Source organism: Roseibium album, from assembly GCF_965233825.1.
GTDB classification, from domain to species: domain Bacteria; phylum Pseudomonadota; class Alphaproteobacteria; order Rhizobiales; family Stappiaceae; genus Roseibium; species Roseibium album.
Genome location: NZ_OZ247583.1, coordinates 1,694,887 through 1,707,755, shown reverse-complemented (window position 1 = coordinate 1,707,755; position 12,869 = coordinate 1,694,887). Strand labels below are relative to the sequence as shown.

General features: G+C 54.4%; 11 protein-coding genes. 8 read left to right on the top strand and 3 right to left on the bottom strand.

Going from position 1 to position 12,869, the window contains the following annotated elements:
- Window positions 1-57: 57 nt before the first annotated feature.
- Genes ACO6TI_RS07940 through ACO6TI_RS07915 form a run of 6 tightly spaced genes read left to right on the top strand, consistent with a single transcriptional unit; the run spans window position 58 to window position 7,736 of the window.
- A complete protein-coding gene (locus tag ACO6TI_RS07940) occupies window positions 58-321 on the top strand; it encodes a hypothetical protein (protein ID WP_422384707.1) in 264 nt (87 codons plus the stop codon).
- Window positions 308-3,058, top strand: a complete 2,751-nt coding sequence (locus tag ACO6TI_RS07935) for a class I SAM-dependent DNA methyltransferase (protein WP_422384706.1) — start codon at window positions 308-310, stop codon at window positions 3,056-3,058. The genes ACO6TI_RS07940 and ACO6TI_RS07935 overlap by 14 nt, the downstream gene beginning before the upstream one ends.
- Window positions 3,055-3,468 (top strand): hypothetical protein, encoded by a 414-nt coding sequence (locus ACO6TI_RS07930; protein ID WP_422384705.1) that lies wholly within the window; start codon window positions 3,055-3,057, stop codon window positions 3,466-3,468. The genes ACO6TI_RS07935 and ACO6TI_RS07930 overlap by 4 nt, the downstream gene beginning before the upstream one ends.
- A gap of 2 nt (window positions 3,469-3,470) precedes the next feature.
- The gene (locus ACO6TI_RS07925) at window positions 3,471-5,516 is read left to right on the top strand and encodes a DEAD/DEAH box helicase (RefSeq protein WP_422384704.1); all 2,046 of its coding nucleotides are present in this window, start codon (window positions 3,471-3,473) and stop codon (window positions 5,514-5,516) included.
- A complete protein-coding gene (locus ACO6TI_RS07920; RefSeq protein ID WP_422384703.1) occupies window positions 5,509-6,705 on the top strand; it encodes a GIY-YIG nuclease family protein in 1,197 nt (398 codons plus the stop codon). The genes ACO6TI_RS07925 and ACO6TI_RS07920 overlap by 8 nt, the downstream gene beginning before the upstream one ends.
- Window positions 6,702-7,736, top strand: coding sequence for a hypothetical protein (locus tag ACO6TI_RS07915; RefSeq protein WP_422384702.1), 1,035 nt, complete (start codon window positions 6,702-6,704; stop codon window positions 7,734-7,736). The genes ACO6TI_RS07920 and ACO6TI_RS07915 overlap by 4 nt, the downstream gene beginning before the upstream one ends.
- Before the next feature lie 5 nt (window positions 7,737-7,741).
- On the opposite strand, the gene ACO6TI_RS07910 is transcribed toward ACO6TI_RS07915, so the two are convergent.
- Window positions 7,742-9,199, bottom strand: a complete 1,458-nt coding sequence (locus tag ACO6TI_RS07910; RefSeq protein WP_422384701.1) for an argonaute/piwi family protein — start codon at window positions 9,197-9,199, stop codon at window positions 7,742-7,744.
- Window positions 9,189-10,523: a DUF4365 domain-containing protein gene (locus ACO6TI_RS07905; RefSeq protein ID WP_422384700.1), complete on the bottom strand. Its 1,335-nt coding sequence runs from the start codon at window positions 10,521-10,523 to the stop codon at window positions 9,189-9,191. Before ACO6TI_RS07905 ends, ACO6TI_RS07910 begins: the two co-directional genes overlap by 11 nt.
- Before the next feature lie 402 nt (window positions 10,524-10,925).
- Here ACO6TI_RS07905 and ACO6TI_RS07900 point away from each other — a divergent pair, with 402 nt between their 5' ends.
- A complete protein-coding gene (locus ACO6TI_RS07900; RefSeq protein WP_422384699.1) occupies window positions 10,926-11,828 on the top strand; it encodes an ArdC family protein in 903 nt (300 codons plus the stop codon).
- Window positions 11,829-11,866: 38 nt separating this feature from the next.
- Window positions 11,867-12,316, top strand: a complete 450-nt coding sequence (locus tag ACO6TI_RS07895) for a hypothetical protein (protein WP_422384698.1) — start codon at window positions 11,867-11,869, stop codon at window positions 12,314-12,316.
- A gap of 46 nt (window positions 12,317-12,362) precedes the next feature.
- Here the strand turns inward: ACO6TI_RS07895 and ACO6TI_RS07890 are convergent, their stop codons facing one another.
- A complete protein-coding gene (locus tag ACO6TI_RS07890) occupies window positions 12,363-12,542 on the bottom strand; it encodes a hypothetical protein (protein WP_422384697.1) in 180 nt (59 codons plus the stop codon).
- Between the last annotated feature and the right edge of the window lie 327 nt (window positions 12,543-12,869).

Sequence of the window (12,869 nt, the reverse complement as noted above, 5' to 3'; positions counted from 1 at the left end):
GCGCAGGTTGGATAAGCGCCAGCATTTCGCCGCTGGACTACGACCAAGGAGACGCCCTTGGATACGGGTGCGGTCTGTGGAGGAATCCTCGAAATACCGTTGGCACATTGTGTATCCAAAGGCTACACTCATCGCATGAAAGACTCAGGAATGCGCATCAGGGTCGAGCGTCAACTCCGCGAGAGGTTCCTCGAACTTTGCCGCGAGCAGGACAGGCCCGCATCCCAAGTGATCCGAGAGTTCATGCGTGAGTATATCGAGCGCAACGAGCAGACTATAGCCAACAATAAAAACAAAGGACGAAACCTTGAACGCCGTTGAGATCGAAGAGGCCATATCCAAGCTTGCCGAGCAGCCGTTCGACGCGGAAGAGTTCCCCTTCGCGTTCTTGGAAGCGTTCGGCAACAAGGCCACGACGATCAAGCGCCTGCGTTCCGGCACGTCCAACAAGTCGGATGTTGGCGGCGTCCTTCAAACCAATAACATCCACCTCAATGTCGCTGAAGACGGCGCGGTTGCGGAGGCTCTTGCTGCGCTCAAGGCCAGCCCTGCGACAACGAAAGCCCGCGCGAAATTCATCCTCGCCACCGATGGGAAGGACTTTCAGGCCGAAGACCTGAACAGCGGCGAGGTCATCGTCTGCGACTACCCCGACTTCCCCGATCATTTCGGGTTTTTCCTTCCGCTCGCGGGCATAAGCACAGTTAAGCAAATCCGCGAGAGTGCCTTCGACATCAAGGCGACGGGTCGTTTGAACCGTCTCTATGTCGAGCTGTTGAAGGACAATCCTGATTGGGGCACGGCAGATCGTCGCCACGACATGAACCACTTCATGGCGCGGCTCATCTTCTGCTTCTTTGCGGAGGACACCGAAATCCTCACAGAGGCTGATCAGTTCACAGCCACCATCGAACGTATGAGCGAGAAGGACAGTTCGAACACCCATGAGATCATCAGCGAGCTGTTCCGTTCAATGAATACAAAGATTGCAGACCGCGATAAGGAAGGTATAGCCCGCTGGGCCAATAACTTTCCCTATGTGAACGGCGGCCTCTTTTCAGAAAGCGTCGATGTCCCGCGCTTCAGTAAATTGGCACGAACCTACCTTCTCTACGTAGGGAAATTGGATTGGACCAAGATCAATCCTGACATCTTCGGGTCAATGATCCAGGCCGTCGCCGATGAAGAGGAACGCGGGGCTCTGGGTATGCACTACACCAGCGTTCCGAACATCCTGAAGGTCCTCAACCCGCTCTTCCTAGACGACCTCCGCGAGAGACTTGAAGAGGCTGGAGAGAATGCCCGCAAACTTCTGAATCTTCGCAACCGCATGGCAAAGATCAGGGTTTTCGATCCCGCCTGCGGATCGGGAAACTTCCTCGTCATCGCATACAAGGAAATGCGTGCAATCGAGGCCGAGATCAACGAACGACGAAACGAGGCGGATCGACGGTCTGAAATCCCGCTAACAAATTTTCGTGGCATTGAACTGAGAGACTTCCCCGCCGAGATCGCTCGCCTCGCGCTCATCATCGCCGAATACCAGTGTGACGTGCTCTATCGCGGGCAGCGTGAAGCGCTGCGCGACTTCCTCCCGCTCGACGCGATGAACTGGATAACCTGCGGCAACGCATTGCGGATCGACTGGCTTAGCATCTGTCCTCCGACAGGCACAGGTGTGAAAATGCATGGCGATGATTTGTTCAGTACGCCTTTGGATCAGGCTGAAATCGACTTTGAGAATGAAGGTGGTGAAACATATATTTGTGGAAACCCGCCCTATTTGGGGCAAGCATGGCAGGACGCGGAGCAGAAAGCCGAACTTGCCGACGTTTTTAAAGGATACAAGAGTAAATCTGCGGCTGTAGATTATGTTTCAGCATGGTTCATTAAGGCAGCTGAGTACAATCGATTTTCTCACGCGCCATACGCATTTGTTACGACCAATTCAATGTGGCAGGGACAGCAAGTTGCAGTTCTTTGGCCAATACTAAAATCGCTCAATGCCGAGATTTTCTTTGCCATTCCGTCTTTCAAGTGGAGAAACCTGGCCAGCCATAATGCGGGCGTGATTGTATCGGTTGTCGGCGTAGAACATAATACAAACCGAAAGCGCGCGCTCTATGAGAGCTCCGAAGATGGCGAGATAGCCGTACGTCATGTCCCATCAATTAATGCCTACCTTGCAAGTGGCCCAGATATTGTCGTTGTTTCGCAGCCATCGCCAATTAACGGGCTTGCCTCTATGCTATATGGCAATCAACCTCGCGATGGGGGAAACCTTTGCCTTGAGTTCGAAGAACTTCATGAATGTCGGGATAAGTATGCTGATCGTGCATACTGGTTCAAAGAATACTTAGGGTCAGCGGAGATGATCCGCGGCAGGCGTCGCGGGTGTATTTGGATACCAGACTCTGAGTCGGAAGATGCGCTGTGTCATCCCTTTGTAGGACCAAGACTTGAAGCAGTTAGAAGAATGCGAGCAGAGAGCCGAGCGCCATCAACACAGGCCTTTGCTAGTCGACCACACCGTTTTGTTCAGATTCAGGGGGTTGCAAAGCGTTGCACAATAGCTGTTGCGAAGGTCTCGTCTGAACGCCGGAGATACATACCTGCCGACCTCTTCGACGAAGGGACCATCGTGAGTGATCTCTTGTTCGGAATTTATGATGCGCCACTGTGGAATTTCGCGGTGCTCTCTTCATTGCTGCACACGGTTTGGGTTGCGACCGTTTGTGGTAAGATGAAAACTGATTATCGGTACTCCAACACTCTTGGCTGGAATACATTTCCGATTGCGAATTTGACTGAGAAGAACAAGTCGGACCTCACGCACTGTGCAGAAGATATTCTCTTGGCCCGTGAGCAACACTTCCCCGCAACGATTGCCGATCTCTACGACCCAGAGAAGATGCCCGAAGATCTTCGTGTCGCGCATGATCGCAATGATGAAGTGCTTGAGCGCATCTATATCGGTCGTCGTTTCAAAAATGACACCGAACGCCTCGAAAAGCTCTTCGAGCTGTATACCCGCATGACCAAGAAGGGGGCGGCATGAGTCAGTTTGCGCCCGTCCCCTATGCCGAGCTCAACTCGCGCCAGAAAGAGAATTACAACTTTCACAAGATCGCTGCGCGGATGGCTGAATACGGCTTCAACTGCCTGCGACTAACGGACGACTGGCAGGGTGCTGATTTCATCGCATGCCACATAGATGGTGAAACATTTCTCAAAGTGCAGCTCAAGGGGCGGCTTGTTATCGACCGCAAGTATCTGGGGAAGGGCATCCACGTTGCCTTCATTCTTGGCGATGCTGCCTATCTTTACGACCACGACAGACTTGTCGCCCATCTGGAAGCCAATGGGCTCATCGGCGACGACAGCGTTACCTGGCACGAGAAGGGCTTTCGGAGCTGGCCAACCCCGCCTTCGTGGGCAATCAATTTTTTAGAAGAGTTCAGGATTTGACTATGGCCAATAATGTCCCTTCCGTTTCTGTAATTTACGCCCAGAACGGCAATTCAACTAAGTCGAATGAGCTGGGCATGAGACCGATGCAGGAGCGCGCTTACGAGAAACGCGGCGAGCAGTATCTTCTGATCAAGTCACCGCCCGCATCAGGCAAGAGCCGTGCTCTGATGTTCGTGGCGTTGGACAAGCTTCACAATCAGGGACTGCGCAAGGCCATCATCACCGTTCCCGAGAAATCCATCGGGTCGAGCTTCGCCGACGAGCCGCTATCCAAGTTCGGTTTCTGGACAGACTGGCATGTCGAGCCGAAGTGGAACCTCTGCAACGCGCCAGGATCGGACGGTAGCAAGGCGGACGCGGTAGGGTCTTTCCTCAAGGGCGAGGATCAAGTCCTCGTCTGTCCCCATGCGACATTCCGAAACGCCGTCGAGAAGTTCGGGATCGAGGCGTTCGATGACTGTCTCGTCGCCGTGGATGAGTTCCACCACGTGTCTGCTAACCCCGAAAACAAACTTGGCGCGCAGCTCGCCGAGCTGATCGCGCGGGACAAGGTTCATGTCGTCGCGATGACCGGATCGTATTTTCGGGGCGATGCCGAGCCTGTTCTGATGCCGCATGACGAGGCCAAATTCGATACGGTTACCTACACCTATTATGAGCAGCTCAACGGCTACAAATATCTGAAGCAGCTCGACATCGGCTATTTCTTCTACTCCGGCGCGTACGCGGATGACATCCTCAAGGTTCTCGATCCGAACGAGAAGACCATCATCCACATCCCGAGCGTCAATTCCCGCGAGAGCACCAAGGACAAGCACAGGGAAGTCGAGCACATCATCGATGAATTGGGCGACTGGCAAGGCACTGACCCTGAGACGGGTTTCCAGTTGGTCAAGACATCGGACGGACGCATTCTGCGGATTGCCGATCTGGTCGATGACGAAGCTGCCAAGCGCGATAAGGTTTCGGCAGCGCTGAAAGACCCCGCCCAGAAAAACAACTGCGACCACGTAGATATCATTATTGCCCTTGGCATGGCCAAAGAGGGCTTCGATTGGGTCTGGTGCGAGCACGCGCTGACGGTCGGGTATCGAGCCAGCCTGACCGAGATCGTGCAGATCATCGGACGCGCAACACGCGACGCGCCAGGAAAGAGCCGCGCCCGTTTCACAAACCTGATTGCTGAACCCGATGCATCAGAGGATGCCGTCACCGAAGCCGTGAACGATACGCTCAAAGCCATCGCAGCAAGCCTGTTGATGGAACAGGTTCTCGCGCCTCGTTTCAACTTCACCCCGAAGCGCCCTGACAGTGGTCCTGTTGAGGGCTTCGACTATGGCGAAGGCGGCTACAAGGAAGGCGAATGCAATGTCGGCTTCAACGAAGAGAGTGGCCAGTTCCAGATCGAGATCAAAGGCCTGACTGAACCGAAGAGCAAAGAGGCCGAGCGCATCTGTCAGGAGGACCTGAACGAAGTGATCGCCGCCTTCGTACAAGACAAGCCGACTGTTGAGCGGGGCATGTTCGACGAAGAGCTTGTGCCCGAAGAGCTGACGCAAGTCCGCATGGGCAAGATCATCAAGGACAAATACCCCGAGCTGGATGACGAAGATCAGGAAGCCGTCCGCCAACACGCCATCGCCGCTCTCAACCTGACCCAGAAGGCCAAAGAGGCGGCGCTCAAGGATGACGACGGCGAGGATAAAGCCAACACGGCTCTGATCGATGGTGTGCGGAAGTTCGCGATGGACGTTCGGGAACTCGACATCGACCTGGTCGACCGCATTAATCCGTTCAGTGAGGCCTACGCAATCCTTGCCAAGACGATGAGTGAGGAAAGCCTGAAACAGGTCGCGGCTATCATCTCCGCGAAGAAGGTCCAACTTACGCCTGAAGAGGCGCGCGATCTGGCCAAGCGAGCACTGAAGTTCAAACAGGAGCGCGGCAGGCTGCCGTCTATCACCTCTTCCGATGCGTGGGAAAAGCGCATGGCCGAGGGCGTTGCTTATCTGGCTCGCATGAAAGCAGAGGCCGCCGATGGCTAAGCAATTTACCGATGAGGACGACGCGCTTCTTGCCGAACTCGGGGTCGAGGTCGAGGCCAAGAAGGTGACAGCGAGAACGCCGCAGGAAGAGCGTGTCATCGCGGGGTTCGAAGAAATCCAACGCTTCGTCGAAGAGCACGGTCATCCACCGCAGCACGGCGAAGGTAAGGACATCTTCGAACGACTCTACGCGGTTCGTCTTGATCGGTTGAGAGAGCTTGGCGAGTTTAGACAGCTTCTCGAACCCATTGACAAAGACGGATTGTTGGACGCTAGCGGTCCAATCGCCGCTTCTATTGACGCCGATATGGATGACGAAGCGCTTCTGGCCGAACTCGGTGTCGAGGCCGAAAATTCGGATATCACCGAACTACGTCATGTGAGGTCAAGCGCTGAAAAGAAGGCAGCGGAAGAAATCGCCAATCGTCAGAAGTGTGATGACTTCGAACGTTTCAAGCCGTTGTTCGAGCAGGTTCAAAATGAACTTGATACAGGCCTGCGGACCACACGAACCTTTGAACGCAAAGCGGAGATCGCGCCAGGACGCTTTTTCATAGTAGGCGGACAAAAAGCCTATGTAGCCGAGATGGACGAAGCCTTTCTTACTGCGCAAGGCATGACGGATGCCCGTTTGCGCGTGATCTTCGACAACGGAACCGAGAGCAATATGCTCATGCGGTCCCTACAGAGGGCGCTTCACAAAGATGATGCAGGCCGTCGGATCACGGACTCATCCGCAGGACCGCTCTTCGCCGACCATACGGCTGATGGCGATGAGGCGAGCGGCACCATCTATGTACTCCGCAGCAAGTCTGAACTACCGATAGTGAAGGAGCATCGCAGCGTGCTCCACAAGATCGGTGTAACAAGTGGAAAGGTCGAGCGGCGCATCGCCAATGCAAAAATCGACGCCACATTCTTGCTGGCTGATGTCGAGGTCGTAGCGACCTATGAACTCTACAATATCAACCGCACAAAGCTCGAAAACCTGATCCACCGCATCTTCGATCCGGCCCGTCTCGACATCGAGATCAAGGACCGCTTTGGCAATCCGGTTGTCCCGCGCGAGTGGTTTCTTGTGCCCTTCAACGTTGTCGATGAGGCAGTGGAACGGATCAAAGACGGTAGCATAAAAGGTTTTGTATACGACCCACAGCAAGCCCGCCTTTTGGAAAGGAAGGTGGGATGAGGATCAAAACGTTTATTCAAGCCAGCGGGGACGCTACTCATACACTTTCGGAATTGTCGCGAGTCCATCTTTGGGCTGATACCCAGGATTTTTTGGGCACGTTTGCCTATGCCACTATGTCAGGCGCTGCTGCGTTTGACCTGAAATTTGGTGATAATTTTTGGAATGGAGTACCGACAAGGTGGCTTGTAGGGATCGACTACGGGAGAACGCAGCCACGCGCACTACGCCATCTAATTTCAAAACCAAATGTAGACGTACGGGTTCATGATGGCGATTGGGTCGTTGCTCAATCTGGTTTCTTACCTCGACGTGACTTTCATGCAAAAACGTCCTTTTTCTTTAATCAGGAACAGTCTCGGTACGGAATGGTGGTTGGCTCTGGGAATTTCTCCTCCAATGGATTGAGAAAGAGCATCGAAGCAGCCGCGTCCCTTCAAGCAATGACGACCAATGAGTTTGAAAGAACCATTAAGCGCGCAGCGGATTCAGCTAATGCCCTCTGGGAGAATGCCGTATCGGCGGCCGACATACTTAACGAATATGAAGCGGTCTGGACCGACGCTGCATCGCGACAAGCCCAGAATGACGAAGAAATACCGGAGATAGAGGTAGGCGGCGCGGACTTATTCTGGATAGAAGCAGGTTATGTTACGCTGAATAGAGGACCGGACAAGCCGGGCAATCAAATTGATTTCCCGCGAGGGATGTCTCGATATTTTGGTTTTGATCCACCTGATGATCTGGATAGAAACTCTGTGATCGGACCAATCACGTTTATTCCACCAGTTGGCGACGAGGTTACGCGAAATTTGCGCCTCGGAAACAATTTGATGGAAAAAATCTCTCTGCCTATCCCAGAAACTCATGGTTTCGACATCTATGATGGGAAGGTGCTGGTCTTCAGAAGATCGGGGGATGCGTTTAGTATGCATGCCTTAGAGGCCGAAGATTTTGAAGCTTCGTTTGGCGATAGACTGACCGCCGTAAGGTCGATGGCGAGCGGAAGACGTTACGGCCACATTTCGTGATGCATCTAAATGTACCGCCGATAATCAGTGCTTATTGACTGATCGTTTGTAACATATTTCAGAACCTCTCCCACTTTTCGCGACGCTCTAATCGGGATCGGCAGCCGCTGATTCATCTGGGTTGAGTTCCAATTGATTTTCGTCAGCGAAAAAACTTCCTCAGCAATTTGGGCAATGGTGCTGTCGCTGCTCGGGTGAGGACAGAGAAGCAATGGGTTGGGAACGTAAACACCGGGATATGTGCCGTAATACGGTATGCTTCCATTCGTATACAGCAAGCCCTTTCCGTCCAGATCGACAAATGTTCCCCTCAAGACCGGATAGTCACCGTCTCTCAGGACGCGAACGTCATAGGACTCCTGAACCCAAACAAGATCGCGAAGCTCGGCCTGACACTCTTCCAGTGCCTCGATGATCCCTTCTGCCTCCTCATCGCGAAAGCGCGAAGTTTTCATGACAATGACACGTGCAGGAAAGTGCTTGTGATGATCACGATAGGCCCCAAGAACGTTTCGGATCAGATCGAATGCATCCTGCTTGGCCATGTAGGGATGACGGCCTCGCGTTTCAGTCTGGGCGCGTCGGCCCTTGAGGATGAAACCGCGCCCCCGCTCGTCAAACATCTGGGCGGAACTGGTCCATAGCTGTTGCCCGCTTACGTCGCGGTAGAAGCTGATGCCGATATAGCACGCCTTGAACTCGCCCTCGCGGGGAAGTCGCCGCCACGGGACGCGACCGCTACCCTTGTAGTAAAGTGTCGTCAGCAAATTCCATGCGCGGCCCGCACGATCCTGAATCTTCCGATCACTGCTTTCCTTGATCTTTCTCGGGATCTTCGCCCCTTCGTTGATCACGTCTTCCCAGACAATCTGGATGGGGAAGTTCATGTTCATGGTGCGGGCCTTCAAAAGGCCCCTGAAGTTCGGCGCGTCCGAACCGCCGCTATCATCCTTTTCAGTCGTCCCCTTACCGCTGGCATGTGCAACCCACACGCGCTCTATGAGATTTACAGGTAACGCCACAATCGCAACCTCGGGACGGCTTCCTCCATCATCAAGAGCTTGCAGGTTTCGGCAAATTGCGTCCACGGCCATTGTGACAGCCTTACCGTCGTCAGGCTCTTTGACGATCCGGTCGATTTCAGACTTTGAAAGTGCTGAGGTGGCCTCAGAAAGGATCGAAAAATTGCACCGAAACGGATTCCTGTTCTGGAGACCAGGGAAATCTGGGTGAAGGTTCGGCAGGTTCTCTGACTGACTTTCGAACCCGTTTGCCGCCTCGTTCAAGAACGTCTCGGTATATTCAATAGTTGCTGCACTGCCTACGACACCAACCTTTATGACCTCGCCAAGGTGAGTTTGGAGGGGGCCAGCCTCTACAAGGCCCAAGCGCGGGTCAGGGTGGCTATGCTTGTCGCCAAACTCCAGAAGCGGTTCGTCAAAGACTTTGCTCTCAAACTGCATCTTTCCAAAGCTCCGCCTGCTGAGATTCGTCTTGCTCACTCGCCTTCTTGGGCGCGCCCCATGCATCTTCGGGCACAGTCGTCGGCAATGTCAGAACCGGCGGCCCGCCAAAAGCGAGTATCGGAACTTCGCTACTCTCCTCGTCAAATAAGCCCCGAACTTCGTTTGCCGCACGCGAAAGCAGTCGGTGCCACATGATCAACTGGCCGCGCAGCGAGGCGTTGTTGTCCAGTCGCTTTTTCCCTGACAAGAGAGCATCAGGGTATGAGTGCGGGATAAACCCATTCGTCGTGAAGTGATATGTCGGCGTGATGATCAGGTTCCATTCATCGCCAAAGCACTCGAACCTGGGAACAAATGCATGATGGCGAACGAAAGCAACACGCTCAGGATTCGCCTTTTGTTGCACTACATTGACGACGGTTGTCGTTGCTCGCTTTTTGGCTGAGTCATAGGTGAATGTGCGGGACGTGTTTTTCTCTTTCGCCAAAAAGTGGAAGAGCTTCTTCACCTTGTCCCAGCGCAATTCATCGCGAAACTGATGCTGCAATGTATTTCTGAGAAGGAATGCAAAGTTATGCTGTTCGTGAATGTCTTCATGAAACGCAATGGTTGCCGTATCAATCGCTTCGACCTGATCCAGATCGACAATCTCGCGCGTCACTTCCTCTCTCGGATCATGAAATGACCAAAAGCTTCCGCCCTTGATTGCCCAGTCAAACCGAGGTGTGTCACTTGCATCAAGCAAGACGGACGTTGCTTTCTTTCCGTCGAATGATGTGGATGCTACGAAAATTTCATCCGGCAGCTTGATCGGAAGCATATTAACGAGAGCATCTTCGCCACCACCCAGGGGCGGCACATAGTAGCCAGCGCCATGCTTGGGAACTGTAAGAGCAGCAAGCCTGTTCACAGCCTTGTGGTCTAGGATGTCATCCGATTTGCTGAAAGTAAGCTTGCGTGCGCCTTCGCCGACACCGGAAGAGACGTCCTTCCAATAGTATGTTTCATCAGAAACTCGATACAGCACGAGTATCACGGGAAGGTTTGAAACACGCCAATAGGCGAGATCATTGGATTCCAGTAGATAGGTGAAGCTATTGTCGGTCTCGGTAGTGTATCTGCCGCTTTCTGTTGTTTTGATCTGTACCGCAATCATTCGCGCTTGCGGCTCGCCGTCAATCATAATCTCGGCGATGCCATCGATTCCGGCTTCAAGTCGTGATCGACCGTCAAATTGAAAATTCATGCTCAGGAATCGTGTGCGGACGGCGGACTCGCCGCGCTCCCCGAGCATCTGACTGTGTGTGATCTTTTTAGCCATGCCGATAGGTTAGAACATAATGGGAACAAATGCACGCAAAACGTGACCTCTGCTGGCAGTTAGTAACAGGATTCCCGATTTTTCCAGCCGCATCCTTCGGACCAGGCTCTCGTGAACCGAGCCAGCAAGCTGTCTCGGCCATTCGGCTTCGATCCCTTGCGCATTCTTCGACAGCCCTGAAGGGCTGACTTTCTTTCCTTCTCTTTCGGGGCCTGCGGCCCCGTCCTCCGTCAAGACTAAGCCCTTCGCGTTCGCTTCGGGCGAAAGCCATGGGCCGTGGCTCGGCTTTGCCTGCGCCCGCACCACCCCATGGCTTTCGGTCTGGACGGCCGTCCCCCCGCTCATTGGCGCGGGCCTAGTCCGGTTGCATGCGCAACCGACTACCCAAGAAAGGGGACACACATGAAAACCGATATTTATCAACGCGTAACCGACAAGATTATTGCCGATCTGGAGCAAGGCGAGCTGACATGGTTGAAGCCATGGAGTGCGGGCAACATGGAAGGCAAGATCACAAAGCCGCTCCGTCATAACGGTCTGCCCTATAGCGGCATCAACATTCTGATGTTGTGGGGCGCGAGTATGGAGGCAGGCTTTCTGTCTCCGTACTGGATGACCTTCAAGCAGGCCAAAGAACTAGGCGCGCATGTGAAGAAAGGTGAGCGGGGCAACCTTGTTGTATACGCAAACACCATCATCAAAACCGAGGAACAGGACGACGGCAGCGAGGAAGAGCGCAAAATCCCATTCATGAAGGGATACAGCGTTTTCAACGTCGAGCAGATCGAAGGCTTGCCCGAACACTACTACACCAAGCCGAAAGCCATCATTGACCCCGTACAGCGTATTCCGCACACTGAAGACTTCGTCGCAGCGACGGGCGCTGACATCCGCCATGGCGGCAACTCCGCCCATTACAGCGGCGGCAGTGATCATGTGCAAATGCCGTATTTCGAGACCTTCAGGAGTCCCGAAGCCTACTATGCAACCTTGGCGCACGAGCTGACCCACTGGACCAAGCACAAAAGCCGTCTTGACCGTGACTTTGGGCGCAAGCGCTGGGGCGATGAAGGTTATGCCCGCGAAGAACTTGTTGCAGAACTTGGTGCAGCATTTCTTTGCGCCGACCTTGAACTAGCGCCAGAACCGCGCGCCGATCACGCCGCCTATATCCAGAGCTGGCTCAAAGTCCTGAAAGACGACAAGCGGGCAATCTTCAGCGCCGCCGCGCACGCGCAGCGCGCCGCAGATTTCCTGCACGCCTTGCAGCCCCAAACTGAAGCAAAGGCGGAGGCTGCCGCGTAAGCGGCGGCCTTTCCCGAACAGGAGAAGGGGCAAGACCAATGACCAATTCACAGAGCCACGACATTGTTGATTTCCGCGCCGAGTTGGACGTCATCAGGCAGAAATACGGACCGCGATTCCACTGTCAGGAAAACGCCGTCATCGACGCCGCAGCGCTTTGGGGCGCACATTGCAACACCCACGGCGTGCTTGATCAGATCACCGAAAAAATCAGTGTCAGGCACAAAGGCTATTCAGCCACGATACGCCTCTATCGGACGGCGATAGGCTACTGGCATATTGCGCTTGATTTTACCGCGCCGGATTCGGGCTTTTGCACCCCTGCAAGTGTCTGGTCGGGGATCGCCTATGCGAGCGACCTTGCTGCCCGCCGAGCCGCCGTCGAATGCCTGCTGAACCGCCGTGCTGTTAGGGTGGACGGCGCTGACCCGCGCACTTTCCGCGCCAAACTCGAAGCAGAGCTGACCCCGAAACTCGCATTGTTCTGAGCCGCAAAAAACGCGACTGGCCATCGGGCCAGTCGCGTTCGAGGTCTTAAAGACCTGGCGGGCGAGCCGCCAGTTCAGCCTCGATATTGTGCAGCGATGCCAGAGCATTGCTGCGTTCAATCGATCCGCGCGGCGCAAAAGCGAAGGCGTTGAACGCCTCCCGCAAAAGAGCATGCAGCTCGGCTGTGCTGCGCGATGCTGCATCGAAGCGTGTGATGAGTCTCATCGTCACCTCCTGTTGATTGTCAGGAGGCCCCGAACCGTTCAGGGCCTTTCGGCCCTCGCACCCATCACCCTCGGCCATGAGAAGGCCCTGATGGATCGGGATGACGTACACACATCAATCGGAAGATGGCGCATCGAGGCGCGTGAATTGGCTTTCGGTGTCGGCAGTTAGCACAGCATGGATGGACCTTTGCCCGCGCGTGGCTTGCAGCAATTCGCCGTTCCCCTGACCGAATGCGGATCGCGCATCAATATCCTGCCCGCACCAGTTCGGCGGTGGCCTCACCCGTGTTGGACATGACGCGGCGATCCTTTGCCTCCGGTCTCT